The sequence below is a fragment of the Nocardiopsis synnemataformans genome (assembly GCF_965343085.1).
Classification (GTDB): domain Bacteria; phylum Actinomycetota; class Actinomycetes; order Streptosporangiales; family Streptosporangiaceae; genus Nocardiopsis; species Nocardiopsis alborubida.
In genome coordinates this window covers 1-26,911 of the sequence record NZ_CBDRFA010000004.1, presented here as the reverse complement: position 1 = coordinate 26,911, position 26,911 = coordinate 1, and the positions used below count along the sequence as shown (strand labels likewise).

22 protein-coding genes and 3 pseudogenes are annotated in these 26,911 nt (G+C 71.7%); 15 read left to right on the top strand and 10 right to left on the bottom strand.

Going from position 1 to position 26,911, the window contains the following annotated elements; genetic code table 11:
- Nucleotides 1-36: 36 nt before the first annotated feature.
- From ACSIH6_RS03000 to ACSIH6_RS02985, 4 genes are all read right to left on the bottom strand, one after another.
- Complete coding sequence (locus tag ACSIH6_RS03000) at nt 37-942, bottom strand: sugar ABC transporter permease (protein WP_435106316.1); 906 nt, start codon at nt 940-942, stop codon at nt 37-39.
- Entirely contained in the window at nt 942-2,549 is a 1,608-nt protein-coding gene (locus tag ACSIH6_RS02995) for an ABC transporter permease subunit (RefSeq protein ID WP_435106314.1), read from the bottom strand. The genes ACSIH6_RS03000 and ACSIH6_RS02995 overlap by 1 nt, the downstream gene beginning before the upstream one ends.
- A gap of 2 nt (nt 2,550-2,551) precedes the next feature.
- Complete coding sequence (locus ACSIH6_RS02990; protein ID WP_435106312.1) at nt 2,552-3,796, bottom strand: sugar ABC transporter substrate-binding protein; 1,245 nt, start codon at nt 3,794-3,796, stop codon at nt 2,552-2,554.
- Between the two features lie 885 nt (nt 3,797-4,681).
- The gene (locus ACSIH6_RS02985; protein ID WP_435106310.1) at nt 4,682-6,289 is read right to left on the bottom strand and encodes a glycoside hydrolase family 13 protein; all 1,608 of its coding nucleotides are present in this window, start codon (nt 6,287-6,289) and stop codon (nt 4,682-4,684) included.
- A 96-nt stretch (nt 6,290-6,385) separates the two neighbouring features.
- Here ACSIH6_RS02985 and ACSIH6_RS02980 point away from each other — a divergent pair, with 96 nt between their 5' ends.
- Nucleotides 6,386-7,459, top strand: a complete 1,074-nt coding sequence (locus ACSIH6_RS02980) for a LacI family DNA-binding transcriptional regulator (protein ID WP_435106308.1) — start codon at nt 6,386-6,388, stop codon at nt 7,457-7,459.
- Nucleotides 7,460-7,655: 196 nt separating this feature from the next.
- Nucleotides 7,656-8,888: a radical SAM family heme chaperone HemW gene (gene hemW, locus ACSIH6_RS02975; RefSeq protein ID WP_435106306.1), complete on the top strand. Its 1,233-nt coding sequence runs from the start codon at nt 7,656-7,658 to the stop codon at nt 8,886-8,888.
- Nucleotides 8,889-8,966: 78 nt separating this feature from the next.
- Here hemW and ACSIH6_RS02970 read toward each other — a convergent pair whose 3' ends face one another.
- From ACSIH6_RS02970 to ACSIH6_RS02960, 3 genes are all read right to left on the bottom strand, one after another.
- Nucleotides 8,967-9,602 (bottom strand): DUF4870 domain-containing protein, encoded by a 636-nt coding sequence (locus ACSIH6_RS02970; RefSeq protein WP_435106304.1) that lies wholly within the window; start codon nt 9,600-9,602, stop codon nt 8,967-8,969.
- Between the two features lie 47 nt (nt 9,603-9,649).
- Nucleotides 9,650-11,038, bottom strand: a complete 1,389-nt coding sequence (locus ACSIH6_RS02965; protein ID WP_435106302.1) for a magnetosome magnetite crystal formation protein family — start codon at nt 11,036-11,038, stop codon at nt 9,650-9,652.
- A gap of 163 nt (nt 11,039-11,201) precedes the next feature.
- A complete protein-coding gene (locus ACSIH6_RS02960; RefSeq protein ID WP_435106300.1) occupies nt 11,202-12,041 on the bottom strand; it encodes a DUF3097 domain-containing protein in 840 nt (279 codons plus the stop codon).
- Nucleotides 12,042-12,222: 181 nt separating this feature from the next.
- On the opposite strand from ACSIH6_RS02960, the gene hrcA reads away from it, so the two are divergent.
- Genes hrcA through ACSIH6_RS02945 form a run of 3 tightly spaced genes read left to right on the top strand, consistent with a single transcriptional unit; the run spans nt 12,223 to nt 15,117 of the window.
- Nucleotides 12,223-13,236 (top strand): heat-inducible transcriptional repressor HrcA, encoded by a 1,014-nt coding sequence (gene hrcA / locus ACSIH6_RS02955; protein WP_435106298.1) that lies wholly within the window; start codon nt 12,223-12,225, stop codon nt 13,234-13,236.
- Nucleotides 13,237-13,240: 4 nt separating this feature from the next.
- Nucleotides 13,241-14,383 carry a molecular chaperone DnaJ gene (dnaJ, locus tag ACSIH6_RS02950; RefSeq protein WP_061078307.1) on the top strand — a complete coding sequence of 381 codons (1,143 nt, stop codon included), beginning with the start codon at nt 13,241-13,243 and terminating at the stop codon, nt 14,381-14,383.
- A complete protein-coding gene (locus tag ACSIH6_RS02945; RefSeq protein ID WP_435106296.1) occupies nt 14,380-15,117 on the top strand; it encodes a 16S rRNA (uracil(1498)-N(3))-methyltransferase in 738 nt (245 codons plus the stop codon). Before dnaJ ends, ACSIH6_RS02945 begins: the two co-directional genes overlap by 4 nt.
- Before the next feature lie 69 nt (nt 15,118-15,186).
- Here the strand turns inward: ACSIH6_RS02945 and ACSIH6_RS02940 are convergent, their stop codons facing one another.
- Nucleotides 15,187-15,948, bottom strand: coding sequence for a hypothetical protein (locus ACSIH6_RS02940; protein ID WP_435106294.1), 762 nt, complete (start codon nt 15,946-15,948; stop codon nt 15,187-15,189).
- A complete protein-coding gene (locus tag ACSIH6_RS02935; RefSeq protein WP_013151757.1) occupies nt 15,945-16,475 on the bottom strand; it encodes a SigE family RNA polymerase sigma factor in 531 nt (176 codons plus the stop codon). Before ACSIH6_RS02935 ends, ACSIH6_RS02940 begins: the two co-directional genes overlap by 4 nt.
- A gap of 324 nt (nt 16,476-16,799) precedes the next feature.
- Here ACSIH6_RS02935 and ACSIH6_RS02930 point away from each other — a divergent pair, with 324 nt between their 5' ends.
- From ACSIH6_RS02930 to era, 8 genes and pseudogenes are all read left to right on the top strand, one after another.
- Nucleotides 16,800-17,150, top strand: coding sequence for a histidine triad nucleotide-binding protein (locus ACSIH6_RS02930; protein ID WP_435106292.1), 351 nt, complete (start codon nt 16,800-16,802; stop codon nt 17,148-17,150).
- Between the two features lie 313 nt (nt 17,151-17,463).
- Nucleotides 17,464-18,162: pseudogene (locus tag ACSIH6_RS02925) on the top strand (PhoH family protein); the annotation flags it as partial.
- Nucleotides 18,151-18,975, top strand: a pseudogene (locus tag ACSIH6_RS02920) (LAGLIDADG family homing endonuclease); the annotation flags it as partial. The pseudogenes ACSIH6_RS02925 and ACSIH6_RS02920, both read left to right, overlap by 12 nt.
- Nucleotides 18,976-19,242: 267 nt before the next feature.
- Nucleotides 19,243-19,662, top strand: a pseudogene (locus tag ACSIH6_RS02915) (PhoH family protein); the annotation flags it as partial.
- Between the two features lie 196 nt (nt 19,663-19,858).
- Entirely contained in the window at nt 19,859-20,347 is a 489-nt protein-coding gene (gene ybeY / locus ACSIH6_RS02910; RefSeq protein ID WP_017565541.1) for an rRNA maturation RNase YbeY, read from the top strand.
- Nucleotides 20,344-21,741, top strand: coding sequence for a hemolysin family protein (locus ACSIH6_RS02905; RefSeq protein ID WP_435106289.1), 1,398 nt, complete (start codon nt 20,344-20,346; stop codon nt 21,739-21,741). The genes ybeY and ACSIH6_RS02905 overlap by 4 nt, the downstream gene beginning before the upstream one ends.
- Nucleotides 21,738-22,082: a cytidine deaminase-like protein gene (locus ACSIH6_RS02900; protein ID WP_017565543.1), complete on the top strand. Its 345-nt coding sequence runs from the start codon at nt 21,738-21,740 to the stop codon at nt 22,080-22,082. Before ACSIH6_RS02905 ends, ACSIH6_RS02900 begins: the two co-directional genes overlap by 4 nt.
- Before the next feature lie 9 nt (nt 22,083-22,091).
- Nucleotides 22,092-23,060, top strand: a complete 969-nt coding sequence (gene era / locus ACSIH6_RS02895; protein ID WP_435106286.1) for a GTPase Era — start codon at nt 22,092-22,094, stop codon at nt 23,058-23,060.
- Between the two features lie 149 nt (nt 23,061-23,209).
- Here the strand turns inward: era and ACSIH6_RS02890 are convergent, their stop codons facing one another.
- Nucleotides 23,210-23,944: an IclR family transcriptional regulator gene (locus ACSIH6_RS02890; protein ID WP_061078315.1), complete on the bottom strand. Its 735-nt coding sequence runs from the start codon at nt 23,942-23,944 to the stop codon at nt 23,210-23,212.
- Between the two features lie 285 nt (nt 23,945-24,229).
- On the opposite strand from ACSIH6_RS02890, the gene ACSIH6_RS02885 reads away from it, so the two are divergent.
- A complete protein-coding gene (locus tag ACSIH6_RS02885; protein ID WP_435106284.1) occupies nt 24,230-25,534 on the top strand; it encodes a DUF6986 family protein in 1,305 nt (434 codons plus the stop codon).
- 5 nt (nt 25,535-25,539) lie between these two features.
- Entirely contained in the window at nt 25,540-26,889 is a 1,350-nt protein-coding gene (gene allB / locus ACSIH6_RS02880; protein WP_435106282.1) for an allantoinase AllB, read from the top strand.
- Nucleotides 26,890-26,911 lie beyond the last annotated feature (22 nt).

Genomic DNA, 26,911 nt, shown 5'->3' with positions numbered 1-26,911 from the left:
GGGCGCCCCCTCCGCGTTCTCCTCAGCACCGTTTCCTCAGCCCTTGACCGCTCCCGCGGTCAGGCCCTCGGTGATGTAGCGCTGGAGGAACCAGAACACCGCCAGGGTGGGCAGGGACAGCATGATGGCGCCCACCGCGAACATCCCGAAGTTCGCGTTGCGCTGCGAGGCCACCAGCTGGTACAGCCCCAGACCCAGCGTCTTGGCGTCGGTGTCGCGCAGGAACACGCTCGCCATCAGGAACTCGTTGATGGTGGAGATGAACACCAGCAGGCCCACGATCGCCAGCACCGGCGTGACCAGCGGCAGCATGATCCGGAAGAACACCTGCGCGTGCGAGGCCCCGTCCATCTGCGCGGACTCGTCCAGCTCCTTCGGCACGGTGTCGAAGAAGCCCTTCATCAGCCACGTGTTGATGCTCAGCGCGCCGCCCAGGTAGACCAGCAGCAGCCCCCACCGGGTGTCGAAGCCGATCGCCGGGTAGTACTCGCCGATCGTGGAGAACATCAGGTAGATCGCCACGATCGCCAGGAACTGCGGGAACATCTGGATCACCAGGAGCCCGATCAGCCCCACCCGGCGGCCACGGAAGCGCATGCGGCTGAACGCGTACGCGGCCAGCGCCGACAGCAGCACCGTCACGGCGGCGTTGGTGAAGGCGAAGAACAGCGAGTTCGCGTACCAGGTCGTGAACGGGGTGTTGCTGAACAGGTCGACGGCGTTGTCCAGGCTGGCCCCGGTCGGCCACAGCTGCGCGCTGGACAGGGTGCCCAGCGGGTTGAGCGCCGCCGACACCACGAACAGCACCGGGAAGAGCGCGAACGCCACGACCAGCAGCATCACCACGTGGCGCCAGCCGTACCTGCGGGCCCACAGGCCCAGACGGACTCCGGTACCGCGCCGGTAGGGCGCGCGCACCGCGCCCGGGGTCCCGATCGCCATCAGTCCACCTCCTTGAGGGCCTTGCTCCTGCTGAGGCTGACCACCGACATCACCGACACGATCAGGAAGATCATCACCGACAGCGCCGCCGCGTACCCGTACTGGGCGGTGGCCTCGTTGAAGGCGAGCCGGTAGGTGTAGGTGATGAGCAGGTCGGTGGCCCCGGCCGTCGGGCTCTCCGGCGAGAAGGGACCGCCCTGGGTGATCAGCCACACCGCGTTGAAGTTGTTGAAGTTGAACGCGAACGTCGAGACCAGGATCGGCGTCATCGCCACCATCAGCAGCGGCAGGGTGACGTTGCGGAAGGCCTGCCAGGGGCCCGCGCCGTCGATCTGCGCCGCCTGGCCCAGCTCGCGCGGGACGGCCTGGAGGGCTCCCGTGGCCACCAGGAACATGTACGGGTAGCCCAACCAGACGTTGGCCAGGATCACCGCCGCACGGGCCGACCACGCGTCGCCCAGCCAGTCCACCTCCAGGCCGAGCACCCGGTTGAACAGGCCGAAGTCGGTGTTGAACATGTCCCGCCACAGCAGGAACATCGCCAGCGAGCTCATCGCGTACGGCAGGACCACAAGGATCCGGTACACGACCCTGCCGCGCAGCCCGGGCGCGTGCAGGGTGAGCGCGATCGCCAGGCCCACCACGAACACCAGGAAGGTGACGGAGGCGGCGAAGGCGATGTTCCACACCAGGATGCTGAAGAACGACGACGCGAAGGTCGGGTTGAACAGGAAGCGGGCGAAGTTGTCGAAGCCCACGCCGACCTGCCAGCCCTGGGCCAGCCGCTCCCCGTCCTCGTCGTAGAACGCGCCGCGCTCGTTGTCCGCGTGGTAGACGACGCCGGTCTCGGCGTCGGTGACGCAGTCGCACCCGGCGTCGTAGGCGCGGGTCGCGGTCCCCTCGAAGGCGGTCGACAGGCCGCTGGAGCGGATGCCCGTGCCGCTGCCGGTGGGCACCGCGAACTCCTGGAGCTCGTCGCTGCGCGCGTTGACCTGGGTGGGGGACAGGACCGTGTACCCGAAGGCCTCGGTGATCTTGCCCGAGGGCTCCACGGTCGCGCCGTCGAGCTCGGTGAGCCCCTCCTCGGTTCCGGCGTAGGCGTCGCCCTCGGGGTCGGTGAGCAGGAAGACCAGCTCACCGGTCTCGGGCGAGCCGGTGACCGCCACGGTCAGGGTGTACTCCTCGGCCCCGTCCGGGCTGCTCACCGAGTAGGCCTCGATGGAGGCGATGGCCTGTTCCTTGTCGCCCCGGTGGCCGTCGCTGAGGTTGGTCACCGAGGTGCTCATCGTGTAGAGCACCGGCAGGATCTGGAAGGCGGTCAGGAACAGCACGCCCGGGATCAGGTACTTGGCCGGGACGGTGCGCTTGGACAGGTAGATCCAGTAGACGAGGCCGATCACGGCCACGACCAGTCCGATGCCCCACCAGTTGCCCGCCACGTACAGGGGCAGGACCGCCCACACGCCCAGGGCGGTGAACAGGCCCAGCAGGGCGATCTTGACGAGCTGCCCGCCCAGTGACCCGCTGCCGGCGAACCGGCCACCCGGCAGGGGTGGGCGGGCGGGCGCCCCCGGTGAGGAGGCACCCGCTGTCTTCTCGGACGTCACCGCTATTCGCCGATCTGCGCGGCGATCGTGTCGTGGGCGGCCTCCATGGCCTCGCGCACGTCCTCACCGCCGATGATGGCGGCCTGGGCGATGCCCAGCGGCTCCCACGTCTCGCCCATCTCGGGGATGGAGGGCATCGGCATGCCCTCGGCCCCGGCCTCGGAGATCGCGGCGATGGTGGGGTCGTCGGCCGAGACGCTCTCCAGGGCCTCGGTCTGCACCGGCATGCGGGGGTCGGCCTCGTAGAGGCTGAGGACGAAGTCGGTGTCGGTGACGTAGTTGGTCACGAACTCCTGGGCCAGGGCGCTGTTGGCACTGCCCTCGGTGACGAAGAACGCCTGGTAGCCGATGTAGGGGCTGGCGGGCTCCTCGCCCTCGAAGCCGGGGATGGGGCTGATCTCGTAGTTGACGCCCGCCTCGTTGGCGTCGGCGACGTTCCACGGGCCCGCGACGAAGAAGGGGGCCTCACCCTCGTAGAACAGGGAGGCGTCGTTCTCAAGAGTGATGGAGCGGCGCAGCACGCCCTCCCCGGCCTCGCCGTACTCGGCGACCTTCTCCATGGCCTCGATGGACTCGTCGGTGCCCACGCCCAGGTCGGTCGGGTCCCAGTTGCCCTCCTCGTCCTGGCCGAAGAGGTAGCCGCCCGCGGAGGTGAACAGGGCGTTCATCCGGTAGGGGTCGCCCTCCTGACCCACGGCCATGGACAGGACCTCGCTGGTCTCACCGGAGTCCTTGAGCTCGGTGCCGACCTCGACCATCTCCTCGAAGGTCGCGGGGGCCTCCGGCGCCAGGTCGGTGTTGCGCATGAGGAAGATGTTCTCCTGGGAGTAGGGAACACCGAAGAGCTGGCCGTCGTAGTTGAGGGCCTGCAACGAGGTCTCGTCCAGACCGGAGGCGCGGTCCTGGGGCAGCTCGATGGGCTGCACGGCGCCGTTGCGCACCAGGTTGCCCGTCCAGTCGTGGGCGCCGATGAAGACGTCGGGGGCGTTTCCGGCCTGGTGGGCGTTGAGCACGTCGCCCTGGATGTCGCCGAAGGTCAGGCCCTGGACCTCGACCTCGATGCCGTTGGCCTCGGCGAACTCCTGGGCGGCCGCCGTGATGGCGTCGGCGCGCTCGGGGTCGGACCAGATGACGAGACTGCCCTCGGCGGCGGCCTCCCCGCCCTCGTCGGTGCCACCACTGCACGCGGTCGCCATCAGTGCGATCGCGGCGATACCTGTGACCGCTGGTGCGCTGCGGAATCTCATGCTGTCTTCCTTCCGGGAGGCCGTGCTGAGGAGGTCGCGCATGCGTTCCGGCCGTCGAGGGCATGCGTGGTGATGTGACGCTAGCAATAACTTGCAAGCTTTGAAAGACTTTGCGAATCTCCCGCATAAAGATGTGGAAACGCCGTGGAAACGGGTGCGTGACATCGTGCACTGGGTAGCCGCGCGGTGACCGTTCGCTGATCAATCCTGTGACGAGCAGCGATTTGGTAACACCATTGAACACGCCACTCGAACCCCGTTCGAATCCGGCCCGCCCGAGGGGGTGTCCCTCTCCAGACGACCTCAGCCACACACCCGTAGAGCTGACAGCGGCGCTCCGCCCCAGGGGGTGCCCCTTGTCAGGCGACCTCAGCCAGGCACCGGTAGGGCGTGCGGGTTCCCCGTCCGCCGCAGGGGGGTGGGTGGTCGTGGTGGGTTCTGGCTTCAAGGTTCAGTGCTGGGAGCGGAGACCGACTGAGGGCAAGTTCGCCTAGCGAACTTGGCGAAGGAGATCCCTTGACTTCGGTCTCCGCAGGTGTCTGGTGGGCGCCACTCAGGGGTTCGGGAGAGTGGCGGGTGGAGCGCCCACCGGGAGTGACCCCTCAGCCACCTGGGAAGGGGGGTCAACACGGTTCAGACCGGCGTCAGCCACGAAGCCCCGCACGTGACCGGGCGTCGTAGGGGGTCCGCACGTTGTAGAGCGTCCTTGCGTCAGCAACCACGCACCCGTAGAAGCCCGGGCAGACGCTGGAGACAGCGGGGTTGGCGTAGAGCATCCCTGCGCCAGCAAGGTAGTGCTGACCGGCGCCGCCCGGCGCAGCCCCACACCGGGCGGCACCGGACCCGCCTCCGGCACCGCCCGCGCGGGCTCAGCCACACCGCCACTCAGCCGCGCAACCACACCGCCGTCTCGGCGGGCAGCGTCAGGGTGCCCTCGGAGGACTCGCCGACCGCGATCGGCCCGCTGGCCACGAGCACCTCACCGCCGGCCGCGATCTCCACGGGCTCCCCGGTGAGGTTCACCGCGACGCGCACGCCCGGCTCGCGCTCGAAGTACAGCACCCCGCCGGGCGCGTCCAGCCAGGCCATCGAGCCGTCGCCGAGCGCGTCCAGCTCCCGGCGCAGGCGCAGCGCCGTCGTGTACAGCTCCAGCGTGGAGCCCTCCACCCCGTGCTGGGCGGCGCGCGACAGGGCGCCCCAGCCCTCGGGCATCGGCAGCCACGGAACACTGCCCTCGGGGCCGAACCCGTGCGGGGCCTCGTCGCCGCCCCACGGCAGCGGTACCCGGCAGCCGTCCCGGCCGCGGTCGGTGCGGCCCGAACGCTCCCAGGTCGGGTCCTGCAACGAGTCCTCGGGCAGGTCGGTGACCTCGGGCAGCCCCAGCTCCTCGCCCTGGTACAGGTACACCGAACCCGGCAGGCCCAGCATCAGCAGCGTCGCCGCGCGCGCACGGCGCAGCCCCTGCTCCCCGCCGCCGAAGCGGGTCACGTGACGGGTCACGTCGTGGTTGGACAGCACCCACGTGGTGGTCGCGCCCACCGCGGTGTTGGCTGCCAGGGACACGTCGATGACCTCGCGCAGACGCCCGGCGTCCCACGGCGCGGTCAGGTACTCGAAGTTGAACGCCTGGTGCAGCTCGTCCGGGCGCAGGTAGCGGGCCACCCGGTGGGCGTCCTCCACCCACGCCTCGGCCACCAGGGCGCGGTCACCCGGGTACTCGGCGGCGATCCGTGCCCAGCGGCGGTAGATCTCGTGCACGCCGTCCTGGTCGAAGTAGGGCAGCGAGGTGCTGCCGTCGAGCATGTCGGCCTTGGCGTCCTCCGCGATGTCGGGCATCGCCGGGTCCTTGACCATGCCGTGCGCGACGTCGATGCGGAACCCGTCCACTCCCCGGTCCAGCCAGAAGCGCAGCACGTCGTCGAACTCGTCGTGCACCTCCTGGTTGGTCCAGTCGAAGTCGGGCTGCTCGGGGTCGAACAGGTGCAGGTACCACTGTTCGGGGGTGCCGTCGGGCCGCTTGAGGCGGGTCCAGGCCGGGCCGCCGAAGATCGACTTCCAGTTGTTCGGCGGCTCCTCCCCGTCGGGTCCCCGGCCGTCCCGGAAGACGTACCGCGAGCGGGCGTGCTCGCCCGGTTCGGCGGCCGCGGCCTCCTTGAACCACCGGTGGGCGGACGAGGAGTGGTTGGGGACCACGTCGATGATCAGGCGGATGCCCATCCCGTGGGCGGTCTCCAGGAGGGCGTCGAAGTCCCCCAGGGTGCCGAAACGGGGGTCGACGTCGCGGTAGTCGGCGACGTCGTAGCCGCCGTCGGCGAGGGGGGAGACGTAGAACGGCGTCAGCCAGATCGCGTCCACACCGAGTTCGGCCAGGTGGGGGAGGCGCTCGCGGATGCCGGCGAGGTCGCCCTCACCGTCACCGTTGGAGTCGGCGAAGCTGCGGACGTAGATCTGGTAGATCGCCGCGTCACGCCACCAGTGCGACTGAGGCTCCATCAGCGGGGGTCCTTCCCTGTGACGAGTGCAAGTTCTTGCGCAAGATTACCGCCAATTTTCGGCCATGTGACGACGATCTCGACTAGAGTTGCGCCCATGGGTCCACGACTTGCCGACATCGCGCGGCACGCAGGCGTCAGCGAGGCCACCGTCTCGCGGGTGCTCAACGACAAGCCGGGCGTCGGCAGCGACACCCGCAAGGCCGTCCTGACGGCGCTGGACGTCCTCGGCTACGAGCGCCCCGCCCGGCTGCGGCAGCGCTCCGCGGGACTGGTCGGCATGGTCATACCCGAGCTGGAGAACCCCGTCTTCCCGATGTTCGCCCAGGCGGCCGAGGGAGCGCTCGCCCAGCGCGGATACACGCCCGTACTGTGCACCCAGACACCCGGCGGGATAACGGAGGACGAGTACGTGGAGCTGCTGCTGGAGCGCAACGTCTCCGGCATCCTCTTCGTCTCCGGGCGCCACGCCGACACCACCGCCCCCCACGAGCGCTACCACGCCCTGGTCTCGCGCAGACTCCCGATCGTGCTGGTCAACGGGTACGCCGACGCCATCCCCGCCGCCTTCATCTCCTGCGACGACCGGGAGGCCGGGCACCTGGCCGTCAACCACCTGGTCGCCCTCGGCCACACCCGCATCGGCTTCACCAGCGGCCCCGAGCGCTACGTCCCGGTCCGCCGCAAGCTCGACGGGTACCACCAGGCCCTGGCGCAGCACGGCCTGGACGGTGAGGACCTCGTGGAGCTGTCGCTGTTCGGCGTGGAGGGCGGCCACGCCGCCGCCACCCGGCTGATCGAGCGCGGCGTCACCGCCATGGTCTGCGGCTCGGACATGATGGCCCTGGGCGCCATCCGCGCCGCCCGCCAGCGCGGCCTGCGCGTCCCCCGGGACTTCTCGGTGGTGGGGTTCGACGACTCCCAGCTCATCGCCTTCACCGACCCCCCGCTGACCACCGTCCGACAGCCGGTCAACGCCATGGCGTTGGCCGCCGTGCGCGCCCTGTGCGACGAGATCGCCGGACACCCCGTCTCCCACACCGAGTACGTCTTCGACCCCGAGCTGGTCGTCCGCGGCTCCACCGCCATCGCCCCCGCCAGGAACCCCGCACCCGTCACCCAGATCGACGCCGCCCCCGCGCACACCCGGGCGGAGCGTCCCCGGGTCTGACCGCGCTCCCGGGGCTGACCACGCACCCGCTCCTCACAGCCCTCCCGCTCCAGTCCTCCCGCTCCAGCTCCCCGCACCCTCGATCCACCCGATCCACCCCCTGTCCCCGCCCCCGAACCCGGTATCCCCGTGCCCGAGCTCCCGCACGCCCGACGCGGGGACCAGGGCACACCGGCCGGTCGGCGACACTGGAGGCATGCCTTCCGTTGCCCTCGACGGCGATCCCGTACCGAGCACCGGGGAACTGCCCGGACAGTCCCTCGCCGAACTCGGCGGGCGGCCCCTCGGGTTCTACGTCCACGTGCCCTTCTGCGTCACCCGCTGCGGTTACTGCGACTTCAACACCTACACGGCCGAGGAGCTGGTCTCCCGCGACGGCACCGCCACGGCCTCCCGCGAGACCTACGCCGACCAGGCGATCGCGGAGGTCGCGCTGGCCGACCGGGTCCTGACGGGGGAGCGCCCGCCGGTCAGCACGCTGTTCGTCGGCGGCGGCACGCCCACCCTGTTGTCGGCCGAGGACCTGGGCCGCGTCGTCGCCGCCGTGCGCGAGCGCTTCGGGTTCACGCCCGACGCCGAGCTGACCACCGAGGCCAACCCCGAGACGGTCACGCCCGACTACCTCGCGCGGCTGCGCGAGGCCGGATTCACCCGCGTGTCCTTCGGCATGCAGAGCGCCCGCGAACACGTGCTGCGGGTGCTGGAGCGCGGCCACACGCCCGGCCGCCCCGAGCAGTGCGTGGAGTGGGCGCGGCGGGCCGGGTTCGAGCACGTCAACCTGGACCTGATCTACGGCACCCCCGGGGAGGGCGACGAGGACTGGCGGGCCTCCCTGGAGGCCGCGGTCTCCGCGGGGCCCGACCACGTCTCGGCCTACTCGCTCATCGTCGAGGAGGGCACCCGCCTGGCCGCCCGGGTGCGCCGGGGCGAACTCGCCGAGCCCGACGACGACACGATGGCCGACCGCTACCTCATGGCCGAGGAGATCCTCGCCGCGGCCGGGTTCAGCGCCTACGAGGTGTCCAACTGGGCGCGCACCGAGCAGGGCCGCAGCAGGCACAACCTCCTGTACTGGACCGGCGGCCACTGGTGGGGCGTGGGCCCGGGCGCGCACAGCCACGTGGGCGGCACGCGCTGGTGGAACGTCAAGCACCCGGCCGCCTACGCCGCCCGCCTGGCCGCCGGGGACAGCCCCGGCCTGGCCCGGGAGGTGCTCACCGAGGAGGAGCGCCGCTTCGAGCGCGTCCTGCTGGAGCTGCGCGTGGAGGGCGGGTGCCCGCTGGACCTGCTCGAACCGCACGGCCGCGACGCGGCCAAGCGGGCCGTCGCCGAGGGCCTGCTGGACGCGGACGCCCACGAGGCGGGCCGCGCGGCCCTCACCCTGCGCGGACGCCTGCTCGCCGACGCCGTGGTGCGCGACCTCACCTGAGCCGCTCCGGCCGGGTCCGGACACGGTGAGAGGGCCCGGCCGACGGCCGGGCCCCCTCGCGCTCGCCGACGCGCCGGACTACTTGATCCAGCTGACGTTGAACGGGTAGCGGTACCACTCGCCCCGGTTGGCGGCCACGCCGCCGATGATGCCGAGGACGACGGCGGCGACCCAGCAGACGAACCAGGTCAGGAAGCCGATGATGACGATCATCAGGACGCTGGAGATCAGGTAGCCGATCATGATCAGGAGCTGGAAGTTCAGCGCCTGTGCAGCCTGGTTGCGGACGAACGGCGACTCGTCCTTCTTCACCAGGAAGATGATCAGCGGCAGGATCCAGCCGAGGATGCCGCCGCCCACATGGGCGAACATCGCCATCTGGCGCTCTTCGGCACTGGGCTGTCCGGTCGTGGCCGAGGAGGGGCCGTAGGCGCCGTGCGGGGGCTGGCCGTAGCCGCCCTGCTGGTAGTGGGACTGGTAGCCGCCGGTCTGCTCGTACCCGGGCTGGCCCGGGTATCCGCCGGAGGGGTCCTGGTAACCGGGCTGCCCCGGGTAGCCGCCGGGCTGACCGGGCGGGGGCGGGTAACCGCCCTGCTGGTAGCCGGGCTGACCACCGGTGGGGTGACCGTGCTGGGAGGGGTAACCGCCGGAGTCCTGGCCGGGCTGCTGGCCCTGGCCGTAGGGGCCCTCGGGAGGGGTGTTGGGATAGGACATGTTGGGTTCCTTCGTGCGGATGCGCTCGGACTGCGTGCGGGAGCGGATCACTTCAACAGGCGGATGCTCACCGGGTAGCGGTACCACGTCCCCTTGTTGGCGCCGTTGGCGCCCATGACGCCGAACACGATAGCGACGACCCAGATCAGGGCGACCAGGAGGGATCCGATCCAGGACAGCTCTGGGAAGAAGATACCCAGGCCGATGAAGGCCACCCACGCGAAGACGTAGGGGATCAGCAGGGTGAGCTGGAAGTTGGCCGCCTCAGCCGCGTGGTGGCGGACGAACGGCGACTGGTTGCGCTTGGCGAAGTAGATGGCCAGCGGCGGGATCCAGCCCAGGCAGGCGATCACGAAGCCGGACAGGTGGGCGAGCATGGCCACGAGTGTGCTGTTGTCGCCGTCCGGGGCGCCCTGCTGGGGCTGGCCCTGGACGCCGGGCTGCCCGTACGCCGCGGGAGCGCCCGGATAGGGCTGCTGCTGACCCGGGGCGGGCTGGCCGTAGGCGCCCTGGTGGGGCTGGCCGTACTCCGGCGGGGATTGCTGGGGCTGGCCGTAGGGCTGCTGCTGGCCGTAGTCGGACGGCGGGGCGTAGCCGGGCTGGGCGCCGGAGGGCTGGCCGTATCCGGGCTGGGCGCCGGAAGGCTGCGCTCCCGGGGTCTGGCCGTAACCCTGCTGTCCCTGGTCGGGTTGCGGGGCGTACGGGGACTGCGCGCCCGAGGGCTGTCCGTAGGCGGGCTGCTGGCCGTAGGCCGCCTGCTGCCCGTACCCGGGCTGCTCGGGGGCTCCTTCGGGCGGGGCGAAACCGGGCTGCTGCTGACCCGGGGCGGGCTGGCCGTAGGCGCCCTGGTGGGGCTGGCCGTACTCCGGCGGGGATTGCTGGGGCTGGCCGTAGGGCTGCTGCTGGCCGTAGTCGGACGGCGGGGCGTATCCGGGCTGGGCGCCGGAGGGCTGTGCTCCCGGGGTCTGGCCGTAGCCCTGCTGTCCCTGGTCGGGTTGCGGGGCGTACGGGGACTGCGCGCCCGAGGGCTGTCCGTAGGCGGGCTGGCCCTGACCGTGCTGGTCCTGACCGGGCTGGGGAGCGTACGGCGACGGGGCGCCCGGGGGCGGTGCGAAGCCGGGCTGTGCTCCCGGGGCCTGGCCGTAGCCCTGCTGGCTCTGGTCTGGCTGCGGGGCGTACGGCGGCTGCGCCCCGGACGGCTGGCCGTATCCCGGCTGCGCTCCCGAGGGCTGCTGACCGTAGCCCTGCTGGCTCTGGTCTGGCTGCGGGGCGTACGGCGGCTGCGCCCCGGACGGCTGCCCGTAGGCGGGCTGCTGGCCGGGATCCGGCTGCTGGGGCTGCTGTCCGTACTCCTGCTGCCCGTCCTGCCCGTGGTCCGGCTGCTGTCCCCGGTGGGGATCCTCCGGGGGCGGGGGGTTCGTCGGGGTCTGGCTCATGCTCTTCCTTGGCTCCGCTGATGAGGGGGAGGTTCCTGTACTACCGTGCTGTACCGACGACCGCGCGGGCCGGAGGCGGGCGACCTCGGCGCCGAACACGGGGACCGACGCCTCGCCCAGGTCAAATCCTAGGTCCTGCCGCTCCTCCCGCGCGCAGTGCTCGCTAGGGAGCGTCCGGGTGCGGCCCGGTGACGAAGTCGATCAGCTCCTCCACCCGGCCGAGCAGGGCCGGCTCCAGATCAGCATAGGTACGCACCGATCCCAGGATCCGGCGCCACGCCTCGCCCGTCTCCAACCGCCAGCCCAGGGCGCTCACGACCCCCTCCTTCCAGGGGACGCCGCGCGGCACCTCCGGCCAGGCCCCGATCCCGACGGAACCCGGCCGCACCGCCTGCCAGACGTCGACGTAGGGGTGCCCGGCCACCAGCACGTGCTCGCCGCGCACCCGCTCGGCGATCCGCGTCTCCTTGGAGCCCGGCACCAGGTGGTCCACCAGGACGCCCAGCCTCCTGCCGGGCCCGGGTGCGAACTCCGCCACGATCGAGGGCAGGTCGTCGACCCCCTCCAGGAACTCGACGGCCACTCCCTCCACACGCAGGTCGTGGCCCCAGACCTTCTCCACCAGCTCGGCGTCGTGGACGCCCTCCACGTAGATCCGGCTCTCCCGGGCCGTGCGCGCCCGCGCGTCCGGCACCGCCACCGACCCGGAAGCGCTGCGCAGCGGTCCCCTCGGGACCGCGGCGGGGCGCACCAGGGTCACCGGCTCGCCGTCGACCAGGAACGCGGCCGGAGCGAGGTCGAACACGCGGCGGCGGCCGTGCCGGTCCTCCAGCGTCACGGTGGCCTTGTCCCAGGCCACCACCGCCCCGCAGAACGCCTCCTCGGCGTCCTCCACGACCAGTTCCCGTTCCAGGGGCACCTCGCGGACCGCCTTCTTCCTCGGGCGGCGCCAGTCCCCGGCGAGCACGTCGCGGCCGTAACGGCCGGTTCCCTTGGTAGCCACGGTCGTGCAGTCTACTGGTGGCGCGAGCCGGCGCCCCGTCGGCCGCGGCGCGCGCCGCGGGCCCCGCGGGAGCGGGGACGACGGGGCCGCGCCGGGGCGTCGCCGCCCACGGGTAACCGTCAGGGTTTGCGGCCGGGCATAGACTTAGCACTGAGGACCACGGAGTGCCAGGAGGTGGCGAGTGCTGGATGAGCGCAAGCTCGCGGTCCTGCGTGCCGTCGTCGAGGACTTCGTCAACACCAACGAGCCCGTGGGGTCCAAGGCCCTGGCCGACCGGCACCGGCTCGGCGTCTCTCCGGCGACCATCCGCAACGACATGGTCGCCCTCGAGGAGGACGGCTACATCGCGCAGCCGCACACCAGTGCCGGCCGCGTCCCCACGGACAAGGGGTACCGGCTCTTCGTCGACCGGCTCTCCTCGGTCAAGCCGCTCTCGACCGCGGAGCGGCGCGCCATCGAGTCCTTCCTCACCGGCGCCGTCGACCTCGACGAGATCGTCGCCCGGACCGTACGGCTCCTCGCGCAGCTCACCCGCCAGGTCGCGATCGTCCAGTACCCCTCGCTGACCCGCTCGTCGGTGCAGCACGTGGAACTGGTCCCCCTCGGGGGACAGCGGATCATGATGGTCGTGATCACCAACACGGGCCGGGTCGAGCAGCGCGTCATCGACGGCCTGGGAGAGGTCCACGAGGCCGCCGTCGACGACCTGCGCGCGATGTTGAACCGGGCCATCGCCGGACGCCACCTCGGCGACGTGCCCGACGCGGTGGAGGACCTGCCTCCGCAGGTGCCGCCCGAACACCGCCGGATGGCGGTGTCGGTCCTCTCCGTCCTGCTGGAGAGCCTCGTCGAACGGCACGAGGAGAAGATCGTCCTCGCGGGGACGGCCAACCTCGCCGCCGTCGACTTCGCCGCCAGCCTGAGGGAAGTCCTGGAGGCACTGGAAGAGAACATGGTCCTCATCCGTTTGCTGGGAGAGGCCAAGGACCCGTCGATGCTCACGGTGCGCATCGGCGCGGAGAACTTCCACGAGGGCCTGAGGTCCACCTCCATCGTGTCGGCGGACTACGGTGTGGGAAACCAGTCGCTCGCCAAGATCGGTGTGGTGGGACCCACCCGGATGGACTACCCGGGGACGATGGGAGCAGTACGCGCCGTGGCTCGCTATGTCGGACAGATTTTGGCAGGACAGTAACTCAGTGGCCAGAGACTATTACCAGGTTCTCGGAGTGCGTCGCGACGCGTCCAAGGACGAGATCAAGAAGGCCTACCGGCGGCTCGCGCGCGAACTCCACCCGGACATCAACCCGGACCCCGCAACCCAGGAGCGCTTCAAGGAGGTGACCCAGGCCTACGAGGTCCTCTCCGACGAGAACAAGCGCCGGATGTTCGACATGGGCCAGGACCCCTACGCGCCCGGCGGCGGTGGCGGGGCAGGGGGCTTCGGCGGCGCGGGCGGGTTCGCCTTCGACGACATCATGAACGCCTTCTTCGGCGGCGGCCAGCCCGGCGGGCGCGGCCCCCGGGAACGGGTCCGCCGCGGGCGCAGCATCAAGATCCGGGTCGAACTGGACCTGGTGGAGACCGCGTTCGGGGTCAGCAAGGAGATCACCTTCCCCACCGCCATCCTGTGCGAGACATGCCAGGGCGAGGGGACGGCGGCCGGTTCGCACCGCACCACCTGTGAGATGTGCCACGGGCAGGGCGAGGTGTCCCAGGTCACCCGGTCCTTCCTCGGACAGGTCATGACCTCCCGCCCCTGCCCCCAGTGCTCGGGCCAGGGCTCGGTCATCACCAACCCCTGCGGCGACTGCGCGGGCGAGGGCCGGGTGCGCGAGAAGGTCACCCGCACCGTCAAGATCCCCGCGGGCGTCGACGACGGCACCCGCATCCAGCTCGCCGGAGAGGGCGAGGTCGGCCCCAACGGCGGACCGCGCGGCGACATCATCCTGGAGATCATCCAGCGCCCGCACCCCACCTTCGAACGGCGCGGCGACGACCTGCACTGCACGGTGACCGTCCCCATGACGGCCGCCGCGCTGGGCGCCTCCTTCGCCTTCGACACCCTCGACGGCACCGAGAACATCGACCTGCGCCCGGGCACCAACTCCGGCCACGTCATCACCCTCCCGAACAAGGGCGTCAGCCACCTCGACGGCGGCGGCCGGGGCGACCTGCGCATCCGCGTCGACGTGGAGACCCCGAGCCGACTGGACGAGGAGCAGGAGGCCCTCCTGCGCAAGTTCGCCGAACTGCGTGGCGAGGACCAGACCCCGGGGCGCTTCAGCCCCGGACACGGCGGGTTCTTCTCCAAGATCCGCGACGCCTTCGGCGCCAAGTGACACCGCCGGTCTTCCTGGTCGAGGCCGCCGACCTGGCGGCCGACCGGGTGACGGTGGACGGCGCCGAGGGCCGTCACGCCGCCGTGGTGCGCCGCATCCGGGAGGGCGAGACCGTCGACCTCTCCGACGGACGCGGCCTGCGCGCCCGCTGCACGGTGACCGCCGTGGGCAGGGACCACATCGTCTGCGCGGTGGTGGAGCGCCGGGAGGAACCGGCGCCCCGCCCCCGCCTGACCGTGGTCCAGGCACTGCCCAAGGGCGACCGGGGCGAACTGGCCGTGGAGATGATGACCGAGGCCGGAGCCGACGCGGTCGTGCCCTGGGCGGCGGAGCGCTGCGTCACCCGCTGGAAGGGCGACCGCGCCGCCAAGGCACTGGCCAAGTGGCGCGCGACCGCCCGTGAGGCGGCCAAGCAGGCCCGGCGCGCGCGGCTGCCCGAGGTCGCCGACCTCGCCGACCGCGCCGCCGTGACCGAGTTGCTGGCCGGGGCGGACCTGGGCGTCGTGCTGCACGAGGACGGTGCCAGCCGCCTGTCACAGTTGGAGCTGCCCGCCCGGCAGGGCCCCGGCGTCGTCGTGGTGGTCGGCCCCGAGGGCGGCTTCTCCGACGGCGAACTGGAGGCGTTCGACGCCGCGGGCGCGGTCCGTGCGCTGCTGGGGCCGAGCGTGCTGCGCACCTCCACCGCCGGGGTCGCCGCCCTGTCGGTGCTCCAGGCCCGCACCGGCCGCTGGTAGGGCACACGGCTGGTAGAGCGCACGGTCGTTCGTGACTGCTGTTCGGGGACCGGCCCCGGGACGGGCGCGTCAGCTGCCGGGAGCCGTCTTGGCGTCGCTGTCGCCTCCGGTGGTGCCGGTGCCGCCCGTGCCGCTTCCGTCGCCGCCGGTGCCGCCGCCCTCGCCGCCGGTACCGTCACCGCCGCCGGAGGGCTCCTCCCCGCCGGTCCCGCTGTCGCCGCCGCCGTCCTCACCGGTGGGCCCGTCGCCCGCGCCGCTGCTCGGCTCGTCGCTGGGCTCGCACTCCTTCTCGGAAGCGGCCTTCTCGTCCTTGTCCTCCTCGGAGCCGGACGGGGCGGGGGAGGTGGACTCCTCGGGCGCCGGACACGTGGAGGTGGCCGTGACGCCCTCCTCGGAGGGAGCGGGCTCCTCCACGTCGTCCTCCGGGGTGGGGGAGGCGGCCGGGTCCCGCGGCGGCTCCTCCTCCTGCTGGGTGGTGCCGTCCACGGAGCCAGTGGAGGGATCGGGTACGGCCACACCGCCGCCCTCCCCCTCCTCCTCGGCGGGCGCGCCCTCGCGGTCGGCGCCCGCGGGGACGATCTCCAGCACGTGGTCGCGGACCTGGGGGCTGGAGATGACCACGGATCCGGCGATCAGGGCGGCTCCCGCCACCGCCACCGCCGGACGTAGCCAGGGCATGCCGAACCAGGCCGAACCGCGGTTGCGCTCGGTGCGCTCACGGATCAGGTTCAACGCCTCGGGAGAGGTCGTGACCGTGTCGGCCTCGGCCTTGAGCAGGTGGCGGAGCTGATTCTCGAACGGATCGTTCGTGGGGTTCGTGGGGCTGGTCATGTCGTCTGCTCCAGAACAGAGCGGAGCGCGGAGATACCGCGGGACGTGTGGCTCTTCACCGCGCCCCGGCTGATCCCCATGGCGTCCGCGATCTGTGCCTCGGACAGGTCGCCGTAGTACCGGAGCACGATGGCCTCTCGCTGACGGGTGGGTAGTTTGCGCAGGGCACGGATGACGGCTTCGCGCTCCAACAGGCTCAGCGCGCCGTGTTCGGCGCTGGGCGCGTCGGGCAGGGCCTTGGGCGCGTGCTTCTCCACGACCGCCCTGTGGCGGAGCACGGACCGCGCCTTGTTCACCACGGCCTGGCGCAGGTAGGACAGGGCCTTGTTCGGGTCGCGCAGGCGGCGCCACGCTCCGTGCATGGCGACGAACGAGTCCTGGACGACCTCTTCCGCGGTCGCGTGATCGCGGACGAGCAGGGCGGCGAGCCGAACGAGCGGACGGTAGTGCTCCCGGTAGAGCTCCGTCACGGCGTGGTCGGCGTCCCACTCCACCGAGAGCGGTGCCGTGGTGGCACCGGCAACCATGGTTTCTGTCGTCACATCAGTTCGACGCACACCCTTGTCGCGGGGTTTACGAAAGGGCATACCTCTTCTTTTCCAGGTAGACGTGCGTTTCGATCCGAACACGCGGGAATATGGCCGAGGCCGGACGGAGCCGACGACCTGGCGCGCACGGGTGGAAAGCCTATCGCGCCCGGGGCGCCGAGCGTCGCCGAACCCGCTCGCCCACGGCGCCGCGGGAGCCCTCCGCCGTTGGCCCGCCCAACGGGGACCTGCGGCATCATGGTCCCGGACGAACCCGAGACGGCGGCCGTTCCGGCGGCCGCGCAGACGGAAAAAAGGTGCGCGATGGCCCAGGAAGACTGTCTTTTCTGCAAGATCGTAAAGGGGGAGGTGCCCGCCGAGATCGTGCGCGAGAGCGAGCGCGCGGTCGCCTTCCGCGACATCAACCCCCAGGCGCCCACGCACGTGCTGATCATTCCGCGCGAGCACTACCCCACCGCCGCCGAGGCCGCCGCGGCGGACACCGGCCTGATCGACGAGATCGTCCGGGTGGCGCACGAGGTGGCCGCGGCCGAGGACATCGCCGACCAGGGCTACCGGCTCGTGTTCAACACCGGCAGCGGCGCCGGGCAGACGGTCTTCCACCTCCACGGGCACCTGCTCGGCGGCCGCGGGTTGAACTGGCCCCCCGGGTAGGCCGGGACCGGCCCCTCAGCCCGCGGGCGGGCGGAGGCCGCTCTCCGCGCCGCCGCCCCGTCCGCACCCCTCCGCGGGCGCCACTCCCGCACGTTTTCCACAGGCGGAAATAACGGATCGAGTCGGGCGGAGGCGCATTGGTAGACTCGTCGCTGTGGGCTTTGAGGGTTCGGTGTGGCCGTTGGGAACACCGGCGAGGAAGCTCCGACCTGGTGCCGTCCGCGGCGCCGGGACCGTCCACCAGGTGCGCCTCCCGCAGGGGTCGGGCAGGCGCCCGATCGAAGGGTAGGGACAGCGGCCGCACGGCCTCACCATGTCCGAGACAACGCACACGCACCCGCCACGGGACACCCAGGTCAAGGTCGTGGTGCCAGACGAGCACACGATGGTCAGCCTGCTGGGCTCCAGGGACGAACTCCTCAGGGCGTTGGAGCGGGCCTTCGACAGCGACATCCACGTGCGCGGCAACGAGTTCACCATCAGCGGCTCCCCGGAGGAGACCGCCGTCGTGGTCCGCCTCGTCGAGGAGCTGATCGAACTCGCCAAGAGCGGCACCCACGTCACCCCCGACACCATAGAACGCATGGTCCACATGCTGAGCTCGCCCGGCGCCGAGCGCCCCGCGGACGTGCTGACCACCAACATCCTGTCCAACCGCGGCAAGACCATCCGTCCCAAGACGCTCAACCAGAAGCGCTACGTCGACACCATCGACCAGCGCACGGTGGTGTTCGGCATCGGTCCCGCCGGTACCGGCAAGACGTACCTGGCCATGGCCAAGGCGGTCAAGGCGCTCCAGGACAAGGAAGTCAACCGGATCATCCTCACCCGCCCCGCGGTGGAGGCCGGAGAACGACTGGGCTTCCTGCCCGGCACCCTCTACGACAAGATCGACCCCTACCTGCGCCCGCTCTACGACGCCCTGCACGACATGCTCGACCCCGACTCCATCCCCAAGCTCATGGCGGCGGGGACCATCGAGGTCGCGCCGCTGGCGTACATGCGCGGTCGGGCGCAGCCGGTGCACACCAACGTTCTGACTCCGGAGGGGTTCCGACCGATCGGCGACCTCCAGGTCGGTGACCTGGTCGTCGGCTCCAACGGTGAACCGACACCGGTCCTGGGGGTCTACCCGCAGGGTCGCAAGGCGATCTACCGGGTCGCCACCCAGGACGGGGCCTCGACCCTGTGCTCGGAGGACCACCTGTGGTCCGTGCGCACCCGGGACGACACCAGGCGGGGCAAACCCCACCGGGTGCTCACGGCCAAGGAGATCCGCGAGAGCGGCCTCCGGCGGGCTCACTACCGCAAGTACGAGCTTCCGCTGCTCAGCCAGCCAGTGGAGTTCCCCGCGCGGGAGCTGCCGATGGATCCCTACGCCCTGGGACTGCTCCTGGGAGACGGGTGCCTCACGGGTTCGACGACGCCGAGCTTCTCCACCGAGGACCCCGAACTCGCCGAGGCCCTCGGGGAGCTCATCCCCGGGGTCCGGATCAACTGGAAGTCGGGGCCGGACTACGTCATCAACCGTGAGACGCAGCCCGGGGACGTCATCACCATCGCCAACCCGGTAACCGCGATCACGCGGGAACTCGGTCTGTGCGGAACCACCTCGGCGACGAAGTTCGTTCCGGACGTCTACCTGTACAACTCGGCCGAAGCTCGCCTCGCACTGCTCCAGGGCCTGTTGGACTCCGACGGGGGGCCGGTCTCCCAGAGCGGCCGCACCTGCCGGGTCCAGTACGTCACGACCTCCCCGATGCTGAGCGCGGCGGTGAGGTTCCTGGCGCAGTCGCTCGGCGGTGTCGCCTACGTCCGCACACGCGTCGCCGAGGGCAGGACCCCGGGACGGGCCAAGGACAGGGAGGTCGGCTACCGCCATGACGCCCATGTCCTGGACCTGCGGCTGCCGGAGGGGGTCGCACCCTTCCGGCTCGGACGCAAGATGGAGAGGTACCGGGTCAGCGGCGGTGGCCGTCCGATGCGCTTCATCGACTCCATCGAGCCCGCCGGGACCGAGGAGTGCGTCTGCATCCAGGTGGCGGCGGAGGACTCCCTCTACGTCACCGAGGACTTCCTGCTCACGCACAACACCCTGAACGACTCCTTCATCATCCTGGACGAGGCCCAGAACACCTCGCCCGAGCAGATGAAGATGTTCCTCACCAGGCTGGGGTTCGGCTCCAGGATCGTGGTTACCGGTGACGTGACCCAGGTCGACCTGCCCGGCGGGCAGACCAGCGGCCTGCGCACCATCGAGTCCATCCTGAGTGACATCGACGACATCGCCTTCTGCCGCCTGAGCAGTGAGGACGTCGTCCGGCACAAGCTGGTCGGCAAGATCGTGGACGCCTACGGGCGCTACGACGCCGCCCAGGGCGCCGCGCGGGACGACCGCAGGGGCCCCGCCGGAGGGAGCCGCCCACGCCGCGGATCCGCGCGGCGCGGCGCCTCCGACACCCCGGCCGCGCCGGAGCCGGAGAGCGCCGGTGGCGAGGAACAGGCAGACTGAGGCAGGGGAGTGTTCCACCGGAGGCCTCCGGGCCCGAAACGGTCCAGGGAACACGACCCGACGGCGTTCGAACCGGTGGGCCCGCGACAGGCGGGTCCACCGGTTCGGTTGCCGGGGGCGCGCCGGACCGGCGCGCCGCACCACCGGCCGGGCGCGCTGCCCGGCCCCGCGATTCCTAGGTAAGGCAGCCGCAACGATGAGTATCGACGTCGCCAACGAGTCCGGCGTCACCACCGTGGACGAGGAGAGGCTCTCCCGTCTGGCCCGCCACGTGCTCGACGCCATGCGCGTCCATCCGCTGGCCGAGCTGTCCGTCGTGCTCGTGGACGAGGAGCCGATGGCCGATCTGCACGTGCGGTGGATGGACGAACCGGGTCCCACCGACGTGCTCTCCTTCCCGATGGACGAACTGCGCCCCGGCGGCCCCGGCCGCACGAGCGAGCCGGGCGTCCTGGGGGACGTGATCATCTGTCCGCAGGTCGCCGAGCGCCAGGCCGAGAAGGCCGGGCACGGCACCGAGGCGGAGATCGACCTGCTGTGCACGCACGGCATCCTGCACCTGCTGGGCTACGACCACGCCGAGCCCGAGGAGCACAAGGAGATGTTCGGCCTCCAGGGCGAGATCCTCGCCGCCTGGCGCGAGCGCGAGGCGCCCGGGGCCGAAGGGGATGAGAGCACCCGATGACTCCGTTGGTCTGGCCCGACGTCGCCCCCCTGACCACAGGTGAGCCCGTGGAGTGGATCAGCGCGTTCGCGGTCGCCCTGGTACTGACCGCCGTCGCGGGCTTCCTGGTGGCCGCGGAGGTCGCCGTCACCCGTGTGATGTCCGTGGGCCTGCCCGAGGCGAGCCCCGGTGAGCGCGTGGCCAAGGCCGGGCGCCGCTGGGAGCGGGTGTCGGCCGATCCCACCCGCCACCTCAACGTGCTGCTGTTCCTGCGCGTGGTGTGCGAGGTGTGCGCGGTGCTGGCCGCCGCCGTGGGCATGGTGTTCCTGCTGGGGCTGGGCTGGCCCGCCCTCGGGTTGACCGCCGCGGCGATGGTCGTGGTGGAGTCGGTGCTGATCGCGATCGCGCCGCGCATCCTCGGCCGCCAGTTCTCCGGGGCCTTCGCGCGCGCCAGCGCGGCGATCGTCTACCCGGTCCAGGTGGTGGTGGGCCCCATCGCCCAGCTGTTCGTGGGGGCGGGCCGCGCGCTCACCCCGCGTGCCAAGGGCGACCGCGAGGGCCCCTTCAGCACCGAGGTGGAGCTGCGCCAGCTGGTGGACCTGGCCGAGCGGGGGGAGGTCATCGACCCCGAGGAGAGCCAGATGATCCACTCGGTGTTCAAGCTCGACGACACGCCCGTGCGCGAGGTGATGGTGCCCCGCCCCGACATCGTGTTCACCAGCCGTGACGCCGACGCCGACGCGGTGCTGACCCTGGCGCTGGCCAGCGGGTACTCGCGTATCCCGGTGACCGGTGAGGACGAGGACGACGTGGTCGGCATCGTCTACCTCAAGGACCTGGTGTACCAGCTGCGCGACCGCTGGGCGGCCGCCGCGGGCACCGACGACGAGGTGCCGCTCACCGCGGGCGACGTGATGCGTCAGGCGAACTACGTCCCCGACACCAAGCCCATCGACGAGCTGCTGCGCGAGATGCAGCAGCAGCGCAACCACGTCGCCGTGGCCATCGACGAGTACGGCGGCACGGCGGGCCTGGTCACCCTGGAGGACATCGTGGAGGAGATCGTCGGTGAGATCACCGACGAGTACGACCACGAGATCCCGCCGGTGGCCTGGCTCGACGCGGACCGGGTGCGGGTGACCGCCCGCCTGCCGCTGGGCGAGCTGGACGAGCTGTTCCCGGACCGCGACCTGGACGTGGCGGACGTGGAGACCGTCGGCGGACTCGTGGCGTTCGTCCTGGGCCGGGTGCCCGCGGGAGGGGACCGGGCCGAATACGCTGGTCTCCGACTCACCCTCGAGGGCAAGAACAGCCGCCGGAGCCGGATGACCACGGTCCTGGTGGAGCGCCTGCCCGCCGACGCCGCAGGGGCGCCGCAGGAGGGGAACGACGACGTGAGGAGCACGGAGCAGTGACGGAGACGACGGGGCTCGGCCCCGAGGACGGCAAGCTCATCACGCTCGCGCGGGCTTCCCGTGCCCGCAACGCGGCGGCGGAGGGCGCGGCGGTGCGCGACGAGACCGGGCGCACGTACGTGGCCACGACGGTGTCGCTGCCCTCGCTCCGACTGTCCGCGCTCCAGGCGGCCGTGGCCGCGGCCGTCTCGGGTGAGGCCGCCGCGCTGGAGGCCGCCGTGGTGGTCACCGAGGCCGCGGAGCTGACCGAGGACGACCGCGCGGTGGCGGACGACCTGAAGACCCAGGTGGTGGTGATCGCCGCCCCTGACGGGGTGCCCGCGAGCATCACCCGGCGCTGAGAAGGACGCATGAACGAGCTCGACCTGGAGAAGCTGCGCCTGCCGTTGCGGATGCCCTCCCACCCGGAAGGCTTCCGCAGCGGTTTCGCGTGCTTCGTGGGCCGCCCCAACGTGGGCAAGTCCACCCTGATGAACGCGCTGGTCGGGCAGAAGGTGGCGATCACCAGCAACCGGCCCCAGACCACGCGGCGCACGGTGCGCGGGATCGTGCACCGGCCCGACGCGCAGCTGATCATCGTGGACACGCCCGGCCTGCACAAGCCGCGCACCCTGCTGGGTGAGCGGTTGGACTCGCTGGTGCGGTCCACCCTGGTCGAGGTGGACGTGATCGCGTTCTGCCTGCCCGCCAACGAGCCCATCGGGCGGGGCGACACCTACATCGCCAAGGAGCTGGCGGAGCAGACCAACACCCCCGTGGTCGCCCTGGTGACCAAGACCGACCTGGTGGACCGGGACGCCGTGGGCCGTCACCTGATGGCGGTGAACGAGCTGGGTGACTGGGCCGACATCGTCCCCGTCTCGGCTCAGGGGAGTTTCCAGCTGGAGACCGTCACCGACGTGCTCTGCTCGCACCTGCCGGAGGGGCCGCCGCTGTACCCGGACGGCGACCTCACCGACGAGCCGGACGAGATGCTGGTGGCCGAACTGGTGCGCGAGGCGGCACTGGAGGGTGTGCGCGACGAGCTGCCGCACTCCATCGCGGTGGTCGTGGACGAGATGTACGAGCGCGAGAACACCCGCCCGGGCAAGGAGCTGGTGGACATCTACGCGTCGCTGTACGTGGAGCGCTCCAGCCAGAAGGCGATCGTGATCGGGTCCAAGGGCTCGCGTCTGCGCGACGTGGGTTCGCGGTCCCGCAAGCAGATCGAGGCCCTGCTGGGCCGCCGGGTGTTCCTGGACCTGCGGGTGCGGGTGGCCAAGGACTGGCAGCGCGACCCCAAGCAGCTGCGCAAGCTGGGCTTCGACCAGCCCACCTGACGGGTTGACCGGACGTGTTGCCGGTGTGGTGCATGGGGCCCTGACCTGCGTTGGTCCTGTACTTACAGCGGGGCTCGGGCGCCGACGCCGGCTATGGGTACAAGATCGACGCGAACAGGCCGGGCCGGGGATCTCCCTGGCCCGGTCTGTTACGTCTGGTTGTTGAGGTCGGTGGCCAGCAGGGTGGCGCAGCGCCGCACGATGGGGGCGGCGCGGTCCACGAACTCCCAGCTCACCCGGGCCTCGGGGCCCGACACCGACACCGCCATCCCCGAGGGCGCCCCCGCGACGGGGACCGCCACGCAGCGCACGCCGACCTCCTGCTCGCCGTCGTCCACGGCGAAGCCCTGCGAACGGACCCGGCGCAGCTCGGTGAGGAAGTCGTCGGGGTCGGTGATGGTGCGGTCGGTGGCGGCGGGCATGCCGGTGCGGCGGACCGTGGCCAGCACCTCCTCGTCGTCGAGCTGGGACAGCAGTGCCTTGCCCACGCCCGCCGAGTGCGGCAGCACGCGGCGCCCCACCTCGGTGAACATGCGCATGGAGTGCTGTGAGGGCACCTGTGCGACGTAGACGACCTTGTCGCCGTCGAGCATGGCGAGGTTGGCGGTCTCGCCCAGGTCCTCCACCAGCTGCGCCAGGTGCGGGCGTGCCCAGGTGCCCAGCATCTGCGAGGCCTTGTCGCCCAGCCCGATCAGCCGGGGGCCCAGCGCGTAGCGGCGGGAGGGCAGCTGGCGCACGTAACCGTTGCCGACCAGGGTGCGGATGATGCGGTGGATGGTCGGCAGCGGGAGCCCCGAGGATTCGGCTAGCTGGCTCAGCGAGGTCTCGCCGCCCGCCTCGGCCATGATCTCCAGCAGGGAGAAGGCGCGGTCGAGGGACTGCACGCCGCTGGGGCGTCCGCGTTTGCCCTGGTCTTCAGGGTGTAGAGAGGTCTGTGGGGCTGACAAGGATCGTGCTCCGATGCTGAGGGCCGTGGGTTCGGGGTCCTGCCTCCGCGGGGGGAGGACGGTTTCCGGCTCACTGTCTTCTATAGCACGTGGAACGGCGGCGTTCCGGTGGTCCGGGAACCTGCGTCCCGGGATCTTGGACACCCCGGGCTCTCTTGTTATTCCGGATAGCAAAAGTTACTATCCACGATAGGAAAAACTAGCCTGGGAGAGGACATACACGTGCAACAGGACCGGTCCGAGAACCGCCGCAGGGAACCCGATCTCGGTCTGGACGTACTCACCGCCGGACTGAACGCCCGCCTGGCCGACGCCGACGCCCGGCTCGTCCGCGACTACCCGGGTTCCTCCGGCGCCCGCCAGCCGGTGCACACCGTCTACGTCCCCGCGGACCGCGTCCGGACAGGCCTGGTCCGGGAGTGGGGCGAGGCCGCCCTGCGCAGCCTGGACGAGTACGCGCCCGACGCCGCGGCGCTGGCCGCCGCCACCGGTGTGGACGAGGACGCCGTGGCCGGGGTCCTGCCCCGCCTGCGCGACAAGCTCGCCCGCGAGCCGGTCGAGGACCTGCGCGTGGACCTGGAGGACGGCTACGGCGACCGGGGTGACGCGCAGGAGGACCGCGACACCGTCGACGCCGCCCGCGCCCTGTGCTCCGACCTGGGCGCCGGACAGGCCCCGCCCGTCCTCGGCGTCCGGATGAAGGGCATGGAGGCCGCCGGACGCGCCCGCGGCGCCCGCAGCCTCGCGCTGTTCCTGCACACCCTCCTGGAGGAGCTGGGCGGCCTGCCGGACGGGCTGGCGCTCACCCTGCCCAAGATCACCTCCGTGGAGCAGGTCGAGGCGATGGTCTGGCTCGCCGAGGAGCTGGAGCGGCGCCTGGAGCTGCCCGAGGGGCGGCTGCGGTTCGAGTTGCAGATCGAGACCCCGCAGTCGGTCCTGCTCCCCGACGGCACGGTGGCCGTCGCCCGCATGATCGGCGCCGGGCAGGGCCGGGTCAGCGCCCTGCACTACGGCACCTACGACTACAGCGCCGCCTGCGGGATCACCGCCGCCTACCAGAGCATGGCCCACCCGGTCGCCGACCACGCCAAGGCCGTCATGCAGGTGGCCGCCGCCGGAACGGGGGTGTGGCTCTCGGACGGTTCCACCAACGTGCTGCCCGTGGGCACGGCCGAGGAGGTGCACGCCGCCTGGCGCCTGCACGCCTCCCTGGTCCGCCGCTCCCTGGAACGCGGCTTCTACCAGGGCTGGGACCTGCACCCGCACCAGCTGCCCACCCGCTACCTGGCCACCTACGTCTTCTACCGCGAGGCCTTCGCACCCGCCGCCGCTCGCCTGCGCGCCTACCTCGGCGCCGTCGCCGGGGGCGTGCTGGACGAGCCCGCCACCGCCCAGGCGTTGGCCGCCGCCCTGGTGAGCGGGGTACGCTGCGGTGCGCTGGACGAGGCCGAGGTGGCCGACGCCGCCGGAACCGACACCCGTACACTCGTCGACCTGGCCAGCCGACGGGTGGGACAGGAGCAGTGACACAGATGACCCAGCACGATCTCGCCGTCCGCGCCCGCCGCGCCCTCACCCCCGAGGGGGAGAGGCCCGTCACCGTCGGGGTGCGCGACGGGCGCGTGGTCAACGTCCTGGAGGGGGAGTTCGCGCCGCTCATCGCCCGCCGCGAGATCACCCTGGCCGAGGAGGAGGTGCTGCTTCCCGGCCTGGTCGACACCCACGTGCACGTCAACGAGCCCGGGCGCACCGAGTGGGAGGGCTTCGCCACCGCCACGCGGGCCGCCGCCCTGGGCGGGATCACGACCCTGGTCGACATGCCGCTCAACAGCGTGCCGCCGACCACCACCGTCGCCGGGCTCGACGCCAAACAGGCCGCCGCCGAGGGCAAGCTCGCCGTGGACGTGGGCTTCTGGGGAGGGGCGGTCCCCGAGAACAGCCGCTCCGGCGCCACGAAGGAGCTCGCCGCGCTCTGGGAGCGCGGAGTGTTCGGGTTCAAGGCGTTCCTGTCCCCGTCGGGGGTGGAGGAGTTCGGTCACCTGTCCCCGGAGGAGCTGTACTCGGCCGCGGAGGCGATCGGGGAGTTCGGCGGCCGGCTCATCGTGCACGCCGAGGACCCCGGCGTCCTGGACGGGGCGCCGCCCGCGGCCGGACGCGACTACGCCGCCTTCCTGGCCTCGCGGCCCGACACCGCCGAGAACGAGGCGATCGCCCGGGTGATCGACGTGGCCAGGGCCACCGGCACCCACGCGCACGTGCTGCACCTGTCCAGTGCCTCCGCGCTGCCGCTGATCGCCCAGGCCAGGGCTGACGGGGTGCCGCTGACGGTGGAGACCTGCCCGCACTACCTCACGCTGGAGGCCGAGGGCGTGCCCGCCGGGGCCACCCAGTACAAGTGCTGCCCGCCCATCCGGGACGCGGCCAACCGCGACCTGCTGTGGCGCGCGCTCGCCGACGGGCTGATCGACTGCGTGGTCAGCGACCACTCGCCCAGCACCCCCGACCTCAAGGACCTGGACACCGGCGACTTCGGCACCGCGTGGGGCGGGGTGTCCGGGCTCCAGGTGGGCTTCTCCGCGGTGTGGACCGAGGCCCGCCGCCGCGGCGGGTCCCTGGCGGACGTGGTGCGGTGGATGTCGTCCGGGCCCGCGCGGGTGGCCGGACTGCGCGGCAAGGGCGCCATCGCTGAGGGCGCCGACGCCGACTTCGCCGTGGTCGCCCCGGAGGAGTCCTTCCGGGTGGACGTGCGCGCGCTGGAGCACCGCAACCCGGTGAGCCCCTACGACGGGGCCGAACTGCTCGGGCGGGTGCGCCGCACCCTCCTGCGCGGTCGGGACGTGGGGCCCGAGGACAGGTCCGGGCGGATGCTCGTTCGGGAGTAGGAACGGCGATCGGGGCGGCGGC